This is a genomic window from Bacillus sp. CGMCC 1.16607 (assembly GCF_042683745.1).
Lineage (GTDB): Bacteria > Bacillota > Bacilli > Bacillales > Cytobacillaceae > Pseudoneobacillus.
On sequence record NZ_JBHUJX010000025.1, the window covers coordinates 1 to 20,316 of the forward strand.

At 33.2% G+C, this 20,316-nt stretch carries 19 protein-coding genes and 1 riboswitch; of the genes, 2 read left to right on the forward strand and 17 right to left on the reverse strand.

What is annotated here, in order from left to right:
* Window positions 1-286: 286 nt before the first annotated feature.
* From ACFSO7_RS16355 to ACFSO7_RS16385, 7 genes are all read right to left on the reverse strand, one after another.
* A complete protein-coding gene (locus ACFSO7_RS16355; protein WP_377878408.1) occupies window positions 287-1,348 on the reverse strand; it encodes an alpha/beta fold hydrolase in 1,062 nt (353 codons plus the stop codon).
* Between the two features lie 177 nt (window positions 1,349-1,525).
* Window positions 1,526-1,903 carry a YunG family protein gene (locus ACFSO7_RS16360; RefSeq protein ID WP_377878409.1) on the reverse strand — a complete coding sequence of 126 codons (378 nt, stop codon included), beginning with the start codon at window positions 1,901-1,903 and terminating at the stop codon, window positions 1,526-1,528.
* Between the two features lie 288 nt (window positions 1,904-2,191).
* Window positions 2,192-4,141 (reverse strand): lipoteichoic acid synthase, encoded by a 1,950-nt coding sequence (gene ltaS, locus ACFSO7_RS16365; RefSeq protein ID WP_377878410.1) that lies wholly within the window; start codon window positions 4,139-4,141, stop codon window positions 2,192-2,194.
* Window positions 4,142-4,390: 249 nt separating this feature from the next.
* Window positions 4,391-5,188, reverse strand: a complete 798-nt coding sequence (locus tag ACFSO7_RS16370; RefSeq protein WP_377879446.1) for a metallophosphoesterase — start codon at window positions 5,186-5,188, stop codon at window positions 4,391-4,393.
* 77 nt (window positions 5,189-5,265) lie between these two features.
* Window positions 5,266-5,811 (reverse strand): YkoP family protein, encoded by a 546-nt coding sequence (locus ACFSO7_RS16375; RefSeq protein WP_377878411.1) that lies wholly within the window; start codon window positions 5,809-5,811, stop codon window positions 5,266-5,268.
* 251 nt (window positions 5,812-6,062) lie between these two features.
* Window positions 6,063-8,111: a bifunctional diguanylate cyclase/phosphodiesterase gene (locus ACFSO7_RS16380; protein ID WP_377878412.1), complete on the reverse strand. Its 2,049-nt coding sequence runs from the start codon at window positions 8,109-8,111 to the stop codon at window positions 6,063-6,065.
* Window positions 8,112-8,295: 184 nt separating this feature from the next.
* Window positions 8,296-9,210, reverse strand: a complete 915-nt coding sequence (locus ACFSO7_RS16385) for a copper amine oxidase N-terminal domain-containing protein (protein ID WP_377878413.1) — start codon at window positions 9,208-9,210, stop codon at window positions 8,296-8,298.
* Window positions 9,211-9,390: 180 nt separating this feature from the next.
* Here ACFSO7_RS16385 and ACFSO7_RS16390 point away from each other — a divergent pair, with 180 nt between their 5' ends.
* Window positions 9,391-10,524 (forward strand): glycoside hydrolase family 18 protein, encoded by a 1,134-nt coding sequence (locus tag ACFSO7_RS16390; protein WP_377878414.1) that lies wholly within the window; start codon window positions 9,391-9,393, stop codon window positions 10,522-10,524.
* A 31-nt stretch (window positions 10,525-10,555) separates the two neighbouring features.
* Here ACFSO7_RS16390 and ACFSO7_RS16395 read toward each other — a convergent pair whose 3' ends face one another.
* The 10 genes from ACFSO7_RS16395 to ACFSO7_RS16440 form a co-directional block, all read right to left on the reverse strand.
* Complete coding sequence (locus ACFSO7_RS16395) at window positions 10,556-10,825, reverse strand: DUF1292 domain-containing protein (protein ID WP_377878415.1); 270 nt, start codon at window positions 10,823-10,825, stop codon at window positions 10,556-10,558.
* A 109-nt stretch (window positions 10,826-10,934) separates the two neighbouring features.
* Complete coding sequence (locus tag ACFSO7_RS16400) at window positions 10,935-11,492, reverse strand: MFS transporter (RefSeq protein WP_377878416.1); 558 nt, start codon at window positions 11,490-11,492, stop codon at window positions 10,935-10,937.
* Window positions 11,492-12,916 (reverse strand): FAD-binding oxidoreductase, encoded by a 1,425-nt coding sequence (locus ACFSO7_RS16405; RefSeq protein ID WP_377878417.1) that lies wholly within the window; start codon window positions 12,914-12,916, stop codon window positions 11,492-11,494. Before ACFSO7_RS16405 ends, ACFSO7_RS16400 begins: the two co-directional genes overlap by 1 nt.
* Before the next feature lie 434 nt (window positions 12,917-13,350).
* A complete protein-coding gene (locus ACFSO7_RS16410) occupies window positions 13,351-14,289 on the reverse strand; it encodes a magnesium transporter CorA family protein (protein ID WP_377878419.1) in 939 nt (312 codons plus the stop codon).
* A gap of 353 nt (window positions 14,290-14,642) precedes the next feature.
* Window positions 14,643-14,812: riboswitch (M-box (ykoK) riboswitch) on the reverse strand.
* 288 nt (window positions 14,813-15,100) lie between these two features.
* The gene (locus ACFSO7_RS16415) at window positions 15,101-15,328 is read right to left on the reverse strand and encodes a DUF3951 domain-containing protein (RefSeq protein WP_377878420.1); all 228 of its coding nucleotides are present in this window, start codon (window positions 15,326-15,328) and stop codon (window positions 15,101-15,103) included.
* 33 nt (window positions 15,329-15,361) lie between these two features.
* Window positions 15,362-16,327 (reverse strand): NAD(P)-dependent alcohol dehydrogenase, encoded by a 966-nt coding sequence (locus ACFSO7_RS16420; RefSeq protein ID WP_377878421.1) that lies wholly within the window; start codon window positions 16,325-16,327, stop codon window positions 15,362-15,364.
* 273 nt (window positions 16,328-16,600) lie between these two features.
* Complete coding sequence (locus tag ACFSO7_RS16425) at window positions 16,601-17,047, reverse strand: GNAT family N-acetyltransferase (RefSeq protein WP_377878423.1); 447 nt, start codon at window positions 17,045-17,047, stop codon at window positions 16,601-16,603.
* A 143-nt stretch (window positions 17,048-17,190) separates the two neighbouring features.
* Window positions 17,191-17,703, reverse strand: a complete 513-nt coding sequence (locus ACFSO7_RS16430; RefSeq protein WP_377879447.1) for a GNAT family N-acetyltransferase — start codon at window positions 17,701-17,703, stop codon at window positions 17,191-17,193.
* Window positions 17,704-17,985: 282 nt separating this feature from the next.
* Complete coding sequence (locus ACFSO7_RS16435; RefSeq protein ID WP_377878424.1) at window positions 17,986-18,480, reverse strand: DinB family protein; 495 nt, start codon at window positions 18,478-18,480, stop codon at window positions 17,986-17,988.
* Between the two features lie 108 nt (window positions 18,481-18,588).
* Window positions 18,589-18,792 carry a hypothetical protein gene (locus ACFSO7_RS16440; protein ID WP_377878425.1) on the reverse strand — a complete coding sequence of 68 codons (204 nt, stop codon included), beginning with the start codon at window positions 18,790-18,792 and terminating at the stop codon, window positions 18,589-18,591.
* A 173-nt stretch (window positions 18,793-18,965) separates the two neighbouring features.
* Between ACFSO7_RS16440 and ACFSO7_RS16445 the strand changes: the two genes are divergently transcribed.
* Complete coding sequence (locus tag ACFSO7_RS16445; protein ID WP_377878426.1) at window positions 18,966-20,183, forward strand: gluzincin family metallopeptidase; 1,218 nt, start codon at window positions 18,966-18,968, stop codon at window positions 20,181-20,183.
* Window positions 20,184-20,316 lie beyond the last annotated feature (133 nt).

The following is a 20,316-nucleotide window of genomic DNA, read 5'->3' on the forward strand; positions in this document are numbered from 1 at the left end:
TTTAATGGGCCAAGTCATCGAATGAAGGATTCAATTTTACAAAACAGATAATTTATGGGAGTTGGCAAGTCTTACATTTTTAATTGCCATTTAAAGCATTTCCTACTTGCCAAAAACAATTACCTACGCCTATGGGTTCTCATGTGTCCCGCTAATCCCACAGGAGTCAAGCGACTTCCTCTCCAATCAACGGTTTAAGGATCAACAATAACGTTTAACAGAACCAATTTAAAAAAATAAAACGCCTTCAATAGGCGTTTTAAAAATTCATATTCAAACTATATTATCAATGTTTATGACTGTTTTTATTTTGAACCCTCTTGATTAATTTATTAATTTCAGTAATGACTAAATCAGGTTCATCGATGGGAATATTATGACCACTGTTTTCAGCAACAAGAATTTCGCTATCGGTTGACAAAGTGGCTAACCACTTTTGTTCCTTATTCCATAATTCTTGTAATGTTTTATTATCTTTCTCTGACAATCCTAATTCCGTAAAATCTTCAGCTTTTCCTTTTGAAATCACTGTAATCGGAATATCACCTAACGTTTGGTTCTGCAATGCTTTAGCCAATTTTGGCTCTTCAAGAGTTTCAGCTTTAATTGCATCATAATATTGAGGAGTCATCGTAATATTTACTGCTTCGTTTATCTCTTTTTCAGTATCATAATAACTTCCCAATATCGGTCCTTTGAAAACTCTTAATAAACCAGAAGTCTTAAGGAATTTTAAGGTTCCTGTCGGAGCTGTACCAAAAGATTTTGGATCAAAGCCGGCGTTCTTAATTATTTTATCAATTTGTTTCAAAAAATTTTCACTTGGTGAGTCTAAAAACATCATTCCAAACATTTCACCTTTATACTCTTTTGCAAAAATCCTTGAGTACATTCCTCCAATGGAATGTGCTACAAAAATATATGGTCCCCCAATTTGAGCATTTTCTAGAGCTGTATGTAATTCTTTAGCAATATTTTCGCCAGTGCGTTTTGATACATGTTTCTCACTCCATCCATATCCCGCGCGGTCGTAGGTTACTACCGTGACATTTGAAGGCAATTGAGATACTACTTTTCGCCAATACATACTTGTAGCTCCTTGACCACTTTCAAAAACGATAGTTGGAGAACCACTGCCCTGTTTTAAAACATGAAGCTTACTCCCGCCCGCTTCAACAAGTGTACCTGGTACAGGATAATTTTCCTCTACTTTACTCGAAGCAACTAATTCATTTATGAAACTACCAATTAAAAAAATGATTAATAGGCCAATAATTAAACAAAAACCTATAAATATTTTCATTAATATGCTAGTTTTCTTTCTCTTAACCTTTATTACGCTTTCCAATCTTTTACCTCCTCATGTTCATAGAACAACCATACATATATCAGCATAAGGTAAAGATATTAAATGTTATTGAAATATTTCTTAATTTTTTCTTAAAACAAGGCTCTGTTTATTTCTAATGCTGATTTTTATATAGTAATTAGGGGAACCTTTATATGTTGAGGTTCCCCGCCCTCTTCAACAAATGCCACTTTTGTTGAAGTAAGTATCTAAATTTATTAAGACTTTCTCTTTTAAATAATTATACTGTTTTTCATTAGTATCTTTATATGCTTCTTCTCTATTTGAGGGAATATCCATATATAAAATATTTTCTCTAAATTGAGATGCTGTAAAATCGTATCTCTTTTTATTAATAATATTATAAAAATGCCATCCATCAGGCAATTTTGTTTTCTTTATTTCTCCACCTAATATATCATTTACAACTAATGTGGTTACTCCACATTGTCCTTTTGCAGGATTATCCTTACTCCATTTTGAACTTGATTCTAAAGACCAAGATTTAAACAATGCAACTATTAATTCCTCTATGTTTAACCTAATATTATCCATATAAATCTCCTTACTTCTCGGATTAACTTACAATAATTATAATTCAAATTAAAAAAATATTCCCTGATAGTTAAATAAGCACAAAACAGCTAATTTAGATCAACGTAAACATGGATACGCATCTGTCAATTAGAATACAAATGAAGTCATTAGAAACTCTTTGAAATTATATTTAGTGCTTTCATTGCTACTTCTTCAATAAAACTTTATCCAATATCAACACTATTCTTTAACAGAACTTAAAGCAAAAAAGGCTACTTGAGAATCATCTCTCATGTAGCCTTTAACTTATTCATTAGCTTGTATATCTTTCGGATTATAATCGTATTTTGAACGATCTACTGGTGTAAAGTTTTTAGGAGTATAGAATCGTAATAAATCTCCATTTACAACTTTATCTGAAAGGGCTAATTTGTTTTCTACGCTTTCTTGATATTTCTTCGCTTCTTCTACTTTGTCCATTTCTAACGGAAGTCCTGTTTTCGAATCATAGAATTTCCCATCAATAGAAGTGATCGTTGAGCTTACAAAATCACCATTTCTGAATGGAACAAGATCATCATGTTGCTTAGACAATAAATCTGTCCCAAATTGGATATACTCCTTTGTATCCGTACCGAGTAAGTGAAGCAAGGTTGGTAAAATATCGACTTGACCACCGTATTCGTGGTTTACTCCACCTTTCACACCAGGAACGCGAATAAATAATGGAACACGTTGTAATCCAGTACTTTCCATTGAGGTAATTTCTTTCCCCAATACTTGAGACATAGCTTTATTATGATTTTCGGAAATACCATAATGGTCACCATACATGACAATAATCGAGCGATCATATAAACCAGATTCCTTCAAATAAACGAAGAATTGCTCTAATGCTTCGTCAGCATAACGAGCTGTTTGAAAATAGGAATCAACCGATTTATCACCTGTTGTATGTGGTCCAATGGTCGCATCAGCTTCATCAATTGGATAAGGAAAATGGTTCGAAACAGTAATAAATTTCGTATAAAATGGCTCTGGCAATGTTTCTAATAGTGAAATGGATTGTTCATAGAAAGGCTTATCCTTTAAGCCATACTCCACCATTGCATTATCGTCCATTTGATAAAAGTTTGAATCAAAAAAGTGATTAAAGCCGAATGATTTATAAATTTCATTACGATTCCAGAAGCTACCAGAATTCCCGTGGAATACAGCAGAAGTATACCCCTGTTGTCCTAAAATAGCTGGAGCTGCTTGATACGTGTTTCTACCTTTCGTTGTAAAAGCAGAACCTTGCGGTAGCCCAAACAATGAATTTTCCAACATAAATTCAGCATCGGATGTTTTACCTTGTGCTGTTTGATGGAAGAAATTATCAAAATAAAATGTATTTTTATCTTTAGTTAAAGAATTTAAAAAAGGTGTGACTTCTTCTCCATTTAGCTTGTAATTAATAAGAAAATTTTGCATCGATTCTAAATGCAAATAAATTACATTCATCCCTTTTCCAGCACCGAAGTAAGCTGGATTTGGATCAGCATAGTTTGATTTAGTGAAATTTACTACTTCTGTCGTGTCATTGCTATCAGCTAAAACCCTTTGTGCAGATGCTTTTGTACTTTGAACAGCATCATAAATTGTATAATTGTACATACCTAAATATTTCACAATATAGTTTCGATCAAATCCTCTAGTCAATAATTGAGGACGATCGGTTTCTGCTAAAGCAAGATTTGCACTAGAAATAGCCAATGCAAAAAGAAGTACAGCAGCTACTTTTCTACGATTCATATCTTTCATTTCAATCTTTACTTTTCGTGAAGCAAGTAATGTGATTAACAGTACGATATCTACGAAAAATAAAAAATCATAAGGTTTTAAAAGTGAAACAACACTACCACTTACATCACCAAAGTTTTGGGTCTGAGTTAATGTCGGTAATGTTATAAAATCATTAAAAAAGCGGTAATATAAAATATTGGCATATAACAGAAACGACATGAGAAAATCAATGACAATCAGCCATATATATTTTTTTCTCCCCTTAAAAATGGAAGCAAAACCTAAAAACAAGATAGAAGATCCTAAAGGATTTAAAAATAATAGAAATTTTTGTAGTGAATTTTCAATACCCAAATTAAACTGGGTCAATTGAATAATATATGTTTTCATCCAAAGGAAAATGACTGCTAAGAAGAAAAAGCCAATGTATTTATTAAAAGCGATTTGACTTTTTTGAATCATTTTATTCATTTTTTGCACCATCCTTCTAGTACATTATTGCATATTTTTAAATGTATTTTAATACGAAATTCGAACCAATTAATCTTTTTTCTATTATAAATGTAAAATATGAACAAACTATGAACATATTTAAAAATAAATTTATTACTAACACAAGAACATTATTATAGACCTTTTTCGTTAAATGTCAATAGTACTTAGTAAGTCCAATGAAAAGTCGACTAATTCATCATTAGCCGACTTAACGTTGATACTCCATTAAATTTTATGAAAAGTAATTTCAGGTCGGCTTCCGATACGGATATTGACTCCCGTTTGCCCCAAACCTTCGCTAATATAAAATGGTTTACCATCATGATAATGAAGACCCTTAATCATTTTCATACGCACAAGCTTGCCCATTTTGATCAGATGATAAGGTTTTGGCCAGTGAATTTGACCACCATGAAAATGACCGGATAATAAATAATCAAATGGCACATTCTTCATTCGTAGTACAACATTAGGATCATGAGTCAGCACTAAGTTGTAGCCGCTTGGGAGTCCTTGATAAGCCATTTTAATATTGCTACGTTTAGTGCTATAATCATCAATTCCGATGATGTTCAAATTATCCTCGCCAACTTTTACCGTTACATGCTCGTTTTGCATCGTTTTACAGCCATTTTCTTCTAGTGTTCTTTTCAAAGATTCAAAGTTTTTCCCTTTTAAGACATAATCATGATTACCGAATACCGCATACATTCCATACTTTGGATTGATTTTTTCCAACACTTGAAGATAGCCTTCCAATTTCGGTATGCTTCGTTTTCGATCAAGAAAATCTCCAGTAAGAGCAATTAAATCAACTTGTTGGTTTGAGATTTTTTTATATAATTCATTTGGACTGATTGAAATATTCTCCAAATGTAAATCAGAAAGATGAAGTATATTAAGCGAAACTTGATCGTTATTTTTTGAGACGGAAATTGTATTTATAGTTACATCTTTTGTGTTTTCATTTGCTTTTTTAAAAAGAATGATCAATAAGATGCTTATTAGTAGAATAATAGAGATAGTCAATGAAATATCCCCTCCCCTTTCAAGTATAGAAAGGATGAGGGGATAGTCCTAGTGGTAGTTATAGGAAATGATTACGATAGATGATTGTACCTCTTAACCAAGCTCTTTTTTGACATCATTAAATAAACAGATTGATGTTTTTTTAAGTTATCAAAGGAAAATTTTGGGTTAGATAACAAAAAGATAGGAATATGAGAGATTTTTTTGTATATGGAATATAGTTTATTATTCGGCTTAACACAGTCAAACCCTAAAGGTCGGAATCCCTTATTAATAAGAGTAATTCCGATGATTCCTTTGATGTCAGCTTCTTTTGGGTGGTTAAAAATATATTCAGCTAGAAGAGGCATTGACTCTAACACCCTACGGTAAACACCTCTTCCTTTTGCTAGTTCATTCTTTTTATTAGAAAATTCCCGCAATAATTTTACATTGTGTAAATGAATTTTTAATAAGAGATCATTTTTGCAAATCATCATTCCATCTGACAACAATACATCTTTTCCCTTATATCTCGTTAATCTAACTCGGAAAACTCCATTTCGCTTTAATCGAGTGAGGGAAAAATAGAAAGGATCAAAAACATTCCAAATGAATAAAAATATTCCACGTATCATCTTTTTCTCCTTTCATTAACATTATCCCAACTTAACGGGCAGTAAGACCCCCACCTCAAGATTCTGGGAGAACAAAGAAGGTAGATAGGGTTCATCTGCCCGTAAAGGTCCGATTGGTTCAACTAACCATCAGTGGGGATGAAGTGAATCCCCACTGATGAAGTTTCACTTTATTATTAGGATGATAAATTTCAACCCTTTTTAGAAATGGAAATGAATGGATTAAAAAATGGAATTATTTTTTTGATTAACTATTGCATGATTTTTTGCATTTGAAAGGATGAAACCCATTCTGTTAGTTCTTCTAATTTAAGCGGTTTAGCAAAATAATAGCCTTGTATCGACAAATTTTCTGGCATTGAAGATAAGAATTGATATTGTTCATCTGTTTCAACACCTTCAATGATGATGTTTAAATTTAAAGAAAAACATAATGTAATGATAGCCTTCATGATGGCAGAGTCCTTTTCCGATTCAGGAATTCCATCAACAAAGGATTTATCAATTTTTAATGTAGAAATGGGCAGACGCTTTAAATAAGATAAGGATGATACACCTGTTCCAAAATCATCTAATGCTACTGAAAAGCCATCTTTTCGAATTTCATGTACTGATTTAATGGCACTTTCGATATTGCTGACGACACTTGTCTCTGTTATTTCTAATTCTAAATATTTACTTTCAATACCATACTTTTCAACACTAAACTTGATTTTTTCTTTTAATCTAGAAGTGGTTATATAAGGACCTGGTATATTTACTGCTACTTGCCAAATGGGAAGTCCATTCTTAAATCGATTCGAAATCGTTTGACAAGCTTGATCAATGACCCAATCTGTCACATCAAACATCTTCCCATTCTGTTCCAAAATCGGAATAAAAATAGCCGGGGACAAAAATCCATAAACAGAATGATTCCATCTTAATAATGCTTCTAGACCAATAATTTCTCTTTCTTTTGCACTTACTTTAGGCTGATAAACAAGAAATAACTCCCCGTTATTCATCCCACGTTCAATATCCTCTGCAATTTGCCGCTCAAACGTATACGTGTGAAAGGCAGGATCATATTCGATCACTTCATGATTATATGTGATAGATGGATGTTGCAATACTGCATTTGCATTTGAAAATAATTGATTCGCTCTTTCCTCATTCTCAGCCGAAGAAATAGCACAAACAGTTTCGATTATTATACGATGATCCTTAATAACAATTGGCTTTGTTAATATAGATGCAACTCTCTCTACAGCTGTTTTCAATTCAGCTATTTCCTTTTGTTCCGATGTAACAAGTGCAAATTGGTTTCCTTCAACACGAAATAATTGTGATGTCACAGGTTTTAATCGAAGTAAAAGTTCCCCAACCGTACGAATGATGTCATCCCCAAATTCATAACCAAAGTCACTATTCCATTTTTCTAAACCATGTATATGCAATATAGCCAAAGAACTTGAAGAGGAAGACATAAGTATGTTCTCAAATTGTCTACGATTAGAAAGCTTCGTTAACGCATCAAAATAATTCAATCGATAATCAACATATTTATCTAACACACTTGATAATCCGGATAATCCAAGTAGTATCGTTATACCGACAGTGACTCCTGTTACAAGCAAGGTCATATCCATATTATGCATATGGCCCATCACTTGCACTGTATTTGGATTTACATAAAATACGATTGCAGCCATTCCAGTATAGTGCATACTTGCAACTGCACCACCCATTACAATAGCAGTTATTCCTTTAAACAGCCGATTTGTCATATATCGTTGCATCTTGGAGAAAATAAATAGAGCAACGAGGGAAACTAAAATTGCAATGAAAATGGATGAAGCAAAAATCCAAGGCTTATAAACATAATCCGCCTCCATCTGCATTGCAGCCATCCCCAAATAGTGCATGATCGAAATACCGAGACCCATTATGATTCCTGCAAAAATATAAGTTCCATTAAACCTATTCGTACGATTAGCAATAAAAAAAGCGATAAAAGAAGCAAGGATTGCTGGAATAACGGATAAAATGGTAAGAAGTGGGTCATATTTCATGTTTACTGGAAGCATAAATGCACTCATTCCAATAAAATGCATAGACCAAATACCAAATCCCATTGCAATCGAGGCAAGAGCTAACCAAAAGTTGCGATGAAAAAAACTATTCTGCTGTATTCTTTCATTCATAGAAAGAGCTGTATACGAGGCACAACAAGCAATAAAAATAGAAAGGAGAACAATAGAAGGAGAAAATTCACCTTGTAAAATTGTTACATCAGCTGATTCAGGTATAGAAAACAAAAACTCCACCTCTTACATAAAATAGACATATTAAATAGAATTATATTTTATAGTAAATTACGTATTCTTCAAGTAATATCGACAAAAAAATGATTTGTTCCAATGGAAAAAAAAGGCTGGATCGATTGTTCACAAAAAAAAACACCACCAATAACAAGTATTAGTGGTGGTTGATTTCACATTATTACTCATTTAACAAGTCTAAAAGTTCTTCTGAAACATACGTTTTTCCATTCTTTATTTCAGGTGCGACATCAAAATATCGAAGACTACGATTATATCCATAGTCGTTCTTCTCAATTGTAACTAGAAAGGAACGATTTTGTTTGCTTACCATGACACTAGATGTTTTTTTCTGCCACTCCACTTTGTATCCTAAATGTTCTGCCACTTTTCTTAGAGGAATCATTTTTGTATTATTTTTCAAGTAATGATCTTCATTTATTATCTGCTGTAATTCAATAGATAATGGATTATCTAAGACAATGATCTTCTTAGGTGTTGTTTGGGCTGGAATACTTCTAGTTGAAATATCGTAAAATACGATCAGTTCTTTTCCTTTTAGTTCGTTCTCTGTTACTTTTTCCCCTTTTTCATCTTCAAGAATCGTTTCCTTAGAAATATGTAATTTAAGTGTTGCATCGAGACTTGTTAAATCATCGTTAAACTTTGAAATTTTCACTTGCCCCATAACCTCTTCCTCTACAATTACAATATCTGGTGTAATCATCGGCGGATAGATCAATGGCATTGGCTTATTTTTAGCATAGTAAACATCTACCTTTAGACCGTTTTTCAATTTGTCTTTTTGCATCCCATTTCCTTTTATACTATTAAGTATGAGAACTTCATCTGTCATAGGAAACACCATCGTATTATTAGTGCTCTTATCCTCCACAACCAATGATAATTTATCTTTCATTTGGTTAATATTTGTAATGACTCCAGAAAATTTTATGAATCTTGAAGAATCAATTTGCTCTGTTGGTTGTGTCATTTCTACCTCTGATTTGTTTATAGGAGTTTGTCCGATTGCCATTGCTGATGTCCCACTCCATACTAAACCCGTTATTAAAGCTGCTGTTACGAATACTTTCATTTTGAAATCCTTCCGATGTAATAGTTAATTCGTAAAGATAGACGTTAAAATAAATAAAAGGTTACATTTTCCTAACAAAGAATTTTACTAAATTAATATAAGGCTGATATTACCAACCCCTATTTGTTTACTATTTTGATAGAATGATATAGCGCGACATTTAAGGGAGGGAAATTGCGAATGAAAAAGCGAAATCTACTTCTTACACTAGTATTGCTAGTTACCTTCATTGGAGGGTTTATTACAGGAGTATTCTATAATCCAAACCACGGGCAAACAACTATGGGGCAATTAGCCAGCTCAGTAAAAAAACCGAATCAAAAGCAAAAACCACAGTCTATTTCTAAACAAAAGAAAGTTTTGATCGGTTATGTTCAAGATTTTCGAAATCCAGACTCGGTCGATTACTCAAAACTGACACATGTTATTTTTTCCTTTGCCCATCCAACAAAAGATGGTCATCTTTTATTAAATGGAGATTCAGCATTAAATAATTTACGTAAAACAGTTTCTAATGCACATAAACAACACACTAAAGTTATGCTCGCTATTGGTGGCTGGTACCATATTCAAGGTGGAGAATCCTATCCTTATTTTAAAGAAGCGATTACGAATTCACTTGCCCGAACAAAGCTAGTCGATGAGCTCGTTACTATCGTAGATCGGGAACAACTTGACGGTATTGATATCGATTTTGAGCATCCACGTACGAAGAAAGATGCTGAAAATCTTACTTCTTTCGCTAAAGAATTAAGCGAGAAATTACAAAAAGATAAAAAAGTATTATCCATTGCAGTGAATGCCAAAGTTCATAGTGTTGCAGGCACCGAGATCAATAATGTCGTTTTTGAGCCTTCAATGTTTAAATACGTCAATCATGTCAATATTATGGCATATGACGGTCAATGGGATGGAAAATATAATGCAGCTAATTTATCTCCTTACTCATACAATGTAAATATTGTAAACTATTGGTCAAAGCTTTTTGACACCTACAAAATTTCACGGGAAAAATTAGTTTTAGGGATTCCATTTTATGCACAACCAGCAGACCCTGCGATCAAACAGGTTTCTTATGCAACGATCATTAAAAATAATCCCGCAAATGCAAAAACGGACACTGTCAAACTGAATGGAACGACCTATTATTATAATGGTGAAGCTTCCGTACAAAAGAAAACAAAACTAGCGCTTGATCATGGCTTTGGAGGAATGATGCTGTGGGAAGCTGGTCATGATACGAAGGGACCTCATAGTTTAACAAGTGCGATAGCAAATGAGCTTGAAGCATCAAATCTATATACTTTAAAATAGGAGAGGGTATCTAAACCCTCTCCACCCTAAACTACTCTACATCTTCCATTATTTCATCAAATGCTGCTGACACTTTATCAAACTCTTCATCGCTTTCGATGGCTGAAAAGTCACCTTCTCCATCCACTCTTAAAAAGAAGATATCTATATCGTCGTCACCTTCTTGTTGAATATCTTCGACAAACCCAACAGCAACATAGTCTTTTCCTTCGATATTCATTGAACCAAGTACTTCCACCTCTGACTCTTCACCGTTCTCGTCGCTTATCGAAAAGATCTCACCAATTTCAATTTTTTCCATTTCCTTTTCCCCTCTCATAAAAAAAGCCTAAGTTTAACTCAATATTATCTTCTCATATTTAAACCTTTTCATGCTATCTTTAATTAATTATTAGTCTTTTTCTGTCTACCTATGGAATCATAGGTTCTTTGTTCTTCTTAACTAATAGAATCACTCCAGCATAAGCAAACATCAAAGATGCTAAATAAAATAAAGAACCGATCGTTAAAAAATCAATTAAATAACCAGTTACAATAATTGCAACCGCTGACCAGACAGAAGTCCAAAGATGATAATGCCCCATCGATTTACCTATATTGTTCGGGGAGTCCTGTACATGACGCGAGAGAGCTGTTTTTTCAGCTGTTTTTTGGACAGCCCCTAGGAATCCCATAACTATCTGGATAAAATAAATCATCCAAATTTCAGTGGTAATCGGAATAACAAGCATGATGAGTGACATTCCCCAAGAATATAAAAGCAGTAATTGTCGCTCACCAAAACGGTCCGTCATTCGTCCAATGATCGGATATGAACAAGCGGCAATCAGCGTAAATAGACCGTATGCCCAGCCAAATTGCGAATAGCTATCACCAATCTTTCGAATAAATAGAAGATAAAAAGGAAAAATGACACTACCAGCAGCCACCATCAAACTTTGAGATCGCAATAATTTTTGATAATTCATCATTTATACTCCTCATAAAAAAGATTGACAAACACCTCGTTCGGATCAAGTTCCTTTTTCTTTTTAAAGAACTTTTGAATATTTGGGTAAGACTCCCTCAATTGTTCTTTTGAAGCATATGGATAATAAGGGAGATAATAACTCCCTCGGTAGGAAAGAGTCGTATCAATCATTTGCTGAACAATTTTTTTGGTCTTATTAATGTCTTCGGAGCTATTTCCTTGATTGATCAGTAATACAAGGCCAAACATATCCTCTTTAGCATAAGAAAGAACCGCTTGCTTATCTTTTTCCACGTACCGAATGGTGATATTTAATAGATTCAGATTTTCATTATTTACTATCGTTTTCAGATCGCTAATTAAACCTGGAAATTCATGAATAGGTATGAATAGCTCTGACAATACTTCTGTTCGATCTGGATGTTCATATTCCATAAATTCACTGTCAGAACGCATCACATTATTTCTTGTTATGAATGAACCGTGCTTCTTATACAAATATTTTTTCTGTGTTTCCCAAAACAAATTCTTTCCATAATCACTGTATCGAGAAAGTCCTAATATTGCCTTTGGTAACGCAATAATCGGCTCACCCTTTAAACGACTATACTGGGTTCTTTTTCCTTGATTTTCCACAAGGTTGTAATTCATCACATACATATCATTGAAAAATGTATCAGGTGCCACAGAAATTCTTGCGAAATGCATACGAACAAGCTCATTATTCTTCACTTTCTCTAAAAAATATGTCGGATAATCTTGCACTGTCATTGTTTTTGTTTCTATTTGATAAAGTTCATCTTTTGTAAGAATCAATGTCACGTCCAAAATAATACCAAATAAACCATAACCACCAATGACATAAGGAAACCATTGACTATTTTTTGTTCGAGATACTTCGATGACTTCTCCTAACGGTGTCAACAACCGGAATGATTCAACCGTATCATATAAAGAACCAAATCGAATATCACGTCCATGAATATTTGCACTTAAAGAACCACCTACAGTAAAAATAGCTTGCGATTGTGTGACTTTTAACGCTAATCCATCACGATTAATTTTTTGCTGAATTCGTTCCCAAGTGATTCCGCTTTGAACGGTAATTCTTTGTTGATCCGGTCGATAATCTAAAATATTATTAAAGCTTTTCATATCAATCATCGTTGCTCCGGGATAAAGCGTATGTCCTCCTTGGGTATGCTGCATCCCAGCAAGGGTTACCTTTTCTTTATGAAGATTAGTGGATTTCACCCATTTTTCTAGTGAACTTTCAGATGTAGCTGGTTTGATTTCTTTCATTGCAGTTGGCAGTAACTTACCAGCATCCTCCACATAAATAGGGAGAAGAATGTAAGCGATAATTGAAACGAAGAAACAAGTAAAATAAATGAGAATTGCCCAGATTTTATATTTCCTCATATAACAATCTCCCCCTTTTACCAGTCTTTAGTTTTCACAAAAATAAACCTTTTGTGTGTAATTTTACACTAAATGGTTTTTTATAACAACCTTCATTCTCGATCCCATCAATGATCAAACACAGCTGGCTAGAACAGCCACCAGGAACGAAAAAAATCGGGAAGAATTAGCGAAGAAAAAAGATGATAAATAAGGCTGATTTATCTATGTTTCATTGTGAAATTAACCTTTGCTATTCAACAATAGCGCCAGATCGTGGAATAAGAAAAATGCGATATAACTATAAAAATGTTGTTACCTCAGCAATTTTACTAAAGCTACTTGTTATTTTAAGTACATTCATACATATGCTTAAGTTTTGAGGCTAGATCATATTAAAAAGCAGCTCGATTATGTTTATAAATCGGCTGCCTTTTTTAAATGATACACGATAATTAGAATATCTTCTTTCTCCATAATGCCAATCCAATCCAAATAACTAATACTAATGCTATTATCAATGTAATAATCCAAGAGAATGAATCTTTATCATCAATAGGTAAGGTAATATTCATACCAAAGAAACTAAATACAAGTGTTGGGAGAGTTAAAAAAACTGTTAATAAGGTAAGAGTTTTCATTGTTTTATTCAATTCATTAGATATTAGCGAAGAATATGACCCAGTTATACTGTTCAAAATTCTCGTATATAATTCTGTGGTCTCAATGCCTTGATTATTTTCAATTTTAACATCCTCTAGAAGATCTTTATCCTCTTCATATAACTTGACGGAATTGGTACGAAATAGTTTGGTTATAACATCTGCATTAGCTTTTAATGATGTGAGAAAATAAACCAAGCTTTTTTCAATCTCCATTAGATCATAGAGTTGTTTGTTTGTTAATGAATCACGCAAATTGCTCTCTATTTTAAGTCGTTGTTTGTTAAGCAGTTTTAATTTTTCTATATATTGAGTTGATATTGACAATAATATTTCTAATGCAAAACGAATCTTCATTGAAGTATTAACATTTTTCTTAATTAAATTTTCTAAGAAGTTTGTTGTTTGGTTACAAACCGTAACAATAAAATCTGTTCCTAAGATAACTCCAATAGGAATAGTAATATATGAATCGAATTGATGGTTATTAACATCAATAGTTGGAAAATCACTAATAATTAATGTACAATTCGTCTCTTCATCATATTGAATTCGAGCACTTTCTTCTAAATCTAACGGATCTTCTAAAAACTCAATTGGGATATTACAAAGTTGTGATACCTCTTTAAGTTCATCATTTGAAGGAGTAGTAAGATTTATCCAGTAACCCTTTTCAAATTGATCAATTTCATTTGTTTTTCCAGCAACATCAGTTTTATAGATTTTCAACATGATTTTCTCATCCTTTCGATTTATTAACGATTTTTTTATAAAAAAATTTTTTTCCTGAAAACAGGGATCGCTGCTAAATCGAAAACAACCATGTTACGCTAACATGTAAAATAGTAATATCATAAGTTTACATGGCCTACATAAGTTGATTAATGCAAACTAAAGTAAGGGGAACATGTTGGGAATCCCATAAGATTTGCAGTCTCTCTGTTCAGAATTTTGATACAAGTTATATATAATCGACACCTCTCACTACTACTATCCAATGGAATTTGTTCCCCCCTTTCAAATAAAAAAAACCCTCTAGATAAATTCATAGAGGGTTAGATAAGCGTACAAAAAAAAGCACTTAAACTTCTCCCCCACAGTAGAGCTTTGGCACTATACAACGTAAAGGAAAAAATCCTTAGCTACCTTAAGAAAAGCCTTAATTCGGCAGTTCCTGTTCTACCCATTGGCATCTTTCGATGTTTCCGGGCAGTAGCCTATGTTTGTATAGGAGCCTCACCTAACGAGGATTTATAATTAACACTGACATATTACACTTACCACTACATTAAGTCAATAATATTTTTCCAGCCCCTAAAGTATAAGGCTATCTATGGTTATTTGTAAAAATTATGTTTAATATTCACATTTTTCTCTATGAAAATGGTAAACTTAAGCCGCTTTTCCCATAACAGTCATGTCAATTATTCAAAGAATTACATTGATTCCTTAGAAAATGATTAATAAGTACGCAATCAAAAATAGCCCCATTCAAATGAACAAAGCTATTTCCTTTATTTATAAAAGTTATTTCTTTAGAAATTCATCTATACTTCTTACTTTTATTCTTATCGTCACCCTGGCCTTCATCTTCTGCAAGGATTTCTTGTTCTTCGTGAAATTCCACTTCTGATTGTCCGGTTATGTTATCAAATGGAGTGTAAAAGAGAGCTGGACTCTTCTTCTTCACAAAGACTTTATAAAAACCTATTATCACTACTATAAGATAAATAGTTAGAAATCCTATTATCACTGAATCAATTAAATTCAATGGATATTCCCCTTTTCAAATAGAAGTTTTTTGTTAAAGAACGATGACAACTTTTCCTTTTGCGTGTCCCTCGCCTAAATATTGAATAGCCTTACCCACCTCACTTAATGAAAATTGTCTATCTATTACCGGTTTAACTGAACCGATTAGAAAAAGCTCTTTTAAAACATTTTGATCATTTTGGTTTGGTCTATGAAAAAGGATATTCATATTCTTACTCGCTACTTTAGAAATCAATGGCCCAAAGATAACCAACTGAAGGATAAGGGATAAAGGACCTCCGACCATGACATAAGTACCTTTGGGATTCAATATACGCTTGTAATTAAAAATTGATCGAGAACCTACAACATCAAGAATTAGGTCATAACACTGCCCTTTTTGAATGAAATCTTCTCGTGTATAATCTAAGACATGATCTGCTCCAAGAGACTGCAGCATATCCAATTTGCTGGCGCGATCCACACATGTTACTTCAGCCCCATATAATTTAGCAATTTGCAAAGCAAACGTACCTACGCCTCCACCAGCACCGTTAATTAAAACCTTCTGACCTTCCTTTATCTGTCCTTTATCGCGAATCCCCTGCAAAGCCAGAACTGCTGCTTGTGGTATAGCTGCTGCTTCCTCAAATGTCATAACGTCAGGTTTCAATGTCAATGCATCTTCCCTGACACTTACATATTCTGCAAATCCACCCCAACCACACCAAGAAATGTCCCCAAATACCGCATCGCCTGGCATAAACTGCTTTACGCCACTTCCAATCGCTTCAACTTTGCCAGCGATGTCGGCACCTAAGATTTTGAATTTTGGCTTATTTAACCCTCCAAGACGAGCTAAGAATGGTTTACCTCTCAGAAGATCCCAGTCCCATGAATTTACGGATACTGCATGAACTTTTACTAGCACTTCATTATCTTTTATAGCAGGAATATTTACTTCCTTGAGTTTAAGGACATCTGCTGTCCCATATTCATTGTATACTATCGCCTTCATGCAGTTTTCTCCTTTACATACACATATTTCGGATAAACTCAGTCTTCGTAAATTGAAATAACAATTTCAAAATGAAAAGATACAATTGGGGTTACCTAATTACTACTAGTACGTAAAACAATTAGAAATAGTTTCATAATGTTTACCATTTTTCAGTTGACAGGAAACCATTATAAAAAGGAGTGCCACTAAGCAACTCCTTCCTCTTTTGATCAACTATGGAAATTAATATATTTTGGTATAGTGTAAATTTATGCTTTAAAATAGCCTGCTTTAGTTAAATAAACTTTTTTCAAGTATAATTTTATGAAACCCTTTTTCGTCTGTATAAGTATCAATGATATCAAATCCACTTTTAAGATTTAAAATTAACATATTTCGCCATTTGTTCATTGTTTTTGTTTGAACAACCTTATAACCATTTTTCTTCAAAAATTGATGTTGCCTTTCCATTAATACTGAAGCAAGACCATTTTTCCTGTAATTTTTGTCTACTCCACCTAACCAACTATAAAATTTATGATTATCAATTGCATATCCGATCTTATACCCAATCACTTTTTTGCCATACATAGCAGTTATAACTAATAATTGCGGTTTAGATGCCATTTTGTTAATCAAATCATCCGCATTACCAAAAATGTCGTGATGTAGTTTTAGAATTCCATCTAATACATCAATATTAGGGATTGAATGATAAATTAAGTAATCAAAATTCAAATATTATCCCCCTTCCAAGACAAATTAAATTCATTTTCTAAGCATGACTGGAACACTCGAACTTTTTCATTAATAAAAGGATTCCATTCAGTCACAGCCTTCACCTTTCTGTCTTTATCTTTAATAACAATTATAGTATCCTTCTATTCTTCTACAGGATTTTTGGGTCCATTAAGTTCTAATTGATAAAAAGCTAAGTCAAGCCATCTATTAAATTTAAAACCAGCCTTATTTATAGTACCTGAGTGAACAAAGCCAAAGTTTTTATGCATGGCAATGCTTTTTTCATTTGAAGCATCGATCCCAGCAATTAAAGTCATGTACTCTCTTTCCTTGGCTTTAGCGATTAATTCTTTAAGTAAAGAAGTCCCGATTCCCTTTTTTCTGTATTGCTTATCTACATAAACAGAATGCTCAATCGAATATTTATAAGCCGGCCACGCTCTAAAAGGACCAAATGTCGCAAATCCAACTACTTTAGTATCTTGTTCGTATACTAATACTGGGTAACCTTCCTCCTTCTTTAGATCAAACCAATTTTGTCTGCTTTCAAGCGTCTGGGGTTTATATGCGTATACAGCAGTCGTATGGAGAATGGCATCATTATAGATATCTAAAATGTTCATTAAATCTTTTTGAATTGCTTCCCTTATCATTTTTTTCATCCTTTCAACATCCATGTATTTGTCTCTATTTATTCAACATTTCGGTATTGCGATAGAAGCTGTTGCGAATTTAATGGATTATTTTTCCGAACAGAAGTATGAACTATCGATTCGAGAAGGAAAGTAAGACAAGTGGAATATGTAAACGAAACAATGATTTTTTGTCGGAAGAGCTTCTTGTTAGCCCCATTTGCACAAAAAAAAGAGACAGCCTCGAAATCTCCAATTCTAGCTACTCTTTAGTTTAAGAATGCACACTTGTGCAACTTTTATTTATTCATCATATCCTGCTTCTATTTTCCAGCTATTTTGCAACTTCCGGATATAAATGATCTGACCAATGTGATATGCGTTATGAGTTGACACATTTCCGAGTACTGCCCACCATTTCACTTGTTCAGGAAAACCATTTACTTCACTTTCAACTTTCTCTTCAGATAATAACTCTTGCCAATGTAAGAGCACCTGTAATAGTTGTTTTTTTATATCAGCAAATGTCTGATTGTCAGGAATTATAAAGCTTTTATTATTATTTCCTATAGAAGGCACAGCATCAACGTGAGATTTTTTATACCTTTTTTGCCATGTTTGATTCCAATATAGTAGATGCTGCACTATTTCAGCAATACTATTACTTACTTCGTTCGGCTTCCAAAATGCTTGTTCCTCGGACAAACTTTCAACTGAATCCGAAAATGGTATGTACCAACTAGGGTCATTCGCATTTGCCAGCAATTGATCCGTTAAAACATCTTTTGCATGAACCATTTCAACACTCCTAATATTAATAATCTTGCATAATTTTGGCTTTATAATTATATTCCTTACTGTCTTTAGCACCCGTTCGATTAAGTATGATTCTTTACAAATTTAGTATTAGTTATCATTCAACTTTGCTTTTTCTTTCTTTTTAACTGTTGGACGTATAAATAATCCAAGAACAATTAATGAAGTTCCTATAGAAGTCATTGTACGAAATACAACTACTGATTCCAAATAACCCAAAGGGTAAATTATTGCGCTTGATAATATACCTAATCCGAAAGAACTTACAATATATCCGATTAACTTTCTATCCAATTACATCCCCCTAAAGAAATCAAGAATTTTCCCCTATATAATTCAATATTAAAGTACGTTCTTCCTTCTTGAAGTATTCTGAACAACACATTACCTTTTTCCGCCCAATTCTGTAGAAAAAAATTCCACTTTAACCTATAACTGTTTATTATTGGTATAAGGGGGAGAAAGAGATGAATCGATTGTTAAAAGTATTCATTTACTTAGCGGTTTTATCGATGCTTATTTCTGGGTGTAATCAGAATAAAAAAACGGCTACTAACCATTCAAATGGTATAGAAGAAAAAACATCGATAATAGAGAAAAATGAGGAAATAATTATCACCGCAAAGGAAGGAACACCGGATTGGACATTTCAACATTTAGTTAAAGCCGTAGCAGAAGATAATCTCTTGGAATTTATGAAATATCAATATGAAGAAAATATCCTTTTTTACAAAGAACAAAAGAGGTGGATAGAGGAAGCCGTTTTTAAAAAAGGCCAAGGTTATTCCCTTTCCATTGAGTTTAGTGGGTTTCAACAGGAATCAGATACAAATGGAAGGGTTATTCTATCTGTAAAAATGAAACACCCTGAAGGAATTGAAGAATTTAACAATACAGTAATTTATGAATGTATTAAGGTGGATGATGTTTGGTTATTAAACGATGTCCCATTTAAAACACTTACTTCCGAAAATGGATGGGTAACCGTTTATTATAAAGAGGGCGAGGATGGAATTGCCGAGACTACCATAAAAGATGCTGAAAATCTGATGAAATTTTATGCAACTGAATTTAGATGGGTACCAAATCCGATTTCAGTAAAAATATTCTCTTCTCCTGTAGAGGTTTCTGCAACTGTTCCATGGACCATAGTAGGAGGATGGAATGAGATAGGTGAATCACTGAAAATTACGTCCCAAAATAAAGATGATATTTTTCGTTTGCTTGCTCATGAATTAACTCATAAAATGTTAAGTGATTTAACAAATGATAATGCTATTTTATTTTTCCAAGAGGGACTCGCCACTTACCTAGAGAATAAAGTTCAAAAGGATCCTGAAGGAAAAATCTATTTTGACCAAAGTATCGTAAACTCTAAGTCAATTAAAGCGATTCAGGTTACAAATAGCGTGCTTTCCATTGATGAGTTAGCTGAGATTGATTATGCCGGTAATTCTACCCGATTATATCGTGATGGATCGTTGATTACGAATTACTTAGTGTTAACTCATGGCTTAGAAAAATATTTAGAAATGCTCTCACATTTAGCTCAATATGATTATATTGATAAGAGATTGGAGCACAAGCTTGAAACTATACGCTCAAGGTCATTAGAGGCACTAGAAAAAACATATGGACCTAAGGATGAATTAACCAAAAAATATACGGAATATTATTTAAATTAAGCTTAAAAACGTTACTTCAAATACTGAAGTAACGTTTTTTATAACTGTAATATAAATCCTGTTTCAATTTGGTTAATACGGGTCGGTACTTTTATCGGAAATTTGATATGTAGCTCCATTCATTTGAACTAAA

Excerpts from the sequence above, each read along its gene's own strand:
- ACFSO7_RS16430 (WP_377879447.1), bottom strand. The coding sequence starts at position 17,703 with ATGATAAGGGAAGCAATTCAAAAAGATTTAATGAACATTTTAGATATC.
- ACFSO7_RS16385 (WP_377878413.1), bottom strand. The coding sequence starts at position 9,210 with ATGAAAGTATTCGTAACAGCAGCTTTAATAACGGGTTTAGTATGGAGT.
- ACFSO7_RS16435 (WP_377878424.1), bottom strand. The coding sequence starts at position 18,480 with ATGGTTCATGCAAAAGATGTTTTAACGGATCAATTGCTGGCAAATGCG.
- ACFSO7_RS16445 (WP_377878426.1), top strand. The coding sequence starts at position 18,966 with ATGAATCGATTGTTAAAAGTATTCATTTACTTAGCGGTTTTATCGATG.
- ACFSO7_RS16395 (WP_377878415.1), bottom strand. The coding sequence starts at position 10,825 with ATGGAAAAAATTGAAATTGGTGAGATCTTTTCGATAAGCGACGAGAAC.
- ACFSO7_RS16410 (WP_377878419.1), bottom strand. The coding sequence starts at position 14,289 with ATGTTGAAAATCTATAAAACTGATGTTGCTGGAAAAACAAATGAAATT.
- ACFSO7_RS16400 (WP_377878416.1), bottom strand. The coding sequence starts at position 11,492 with ATGAATTATCAAAAATTATTGCGATCTCAAAGTTTGATGGTGGCTGCT.
- ltaS (WP_377878410.1), bottom strand. The coding sequence starts at position 4,141 with ATGAATAAAATGATTCAAAAAAGTCAAATCGCTTTTAATAAATACATT.
- ACFSO7_RS16375 (WP_377878411.1), bottom strand. The coding sequence starts at position 5,811 with ATGATACGTGGAATATTTTTATTCATTTGGAATGTTTTTGATCCTTTC.
- ACFSO7_RS16390 (WP_377878414.1), top strand. The coding sequence starts at position 9,391 with ATGAAAAAGCGAAATCTACTTCTTACACTAGTATTGCTAGTTACCTTC.
- ACFSO7_RS16420 (WP_377878421.1), bottom strand. The coding sequence starts at position 16,327 with ATGAAGGCGATAGTATACAATGAATATGGGACAGCAGATGTCCTTAAA.
- ACFSO7_RS16360 (WP_377878409.1), bottom strand. The coding sequence starts at position 1,903 with ATGGATAATATTAGGTTAAACATAGAGGAATTAATAGTTGCATTGTTT.
- ACFSO7_RS16405 (WP_377878417.1), bottom strand. The coding sequence starts at position 12,916 with ATGAGGAAATATAAAATCTGGGCAATTCTCATTTATTTTACTTGTTTC.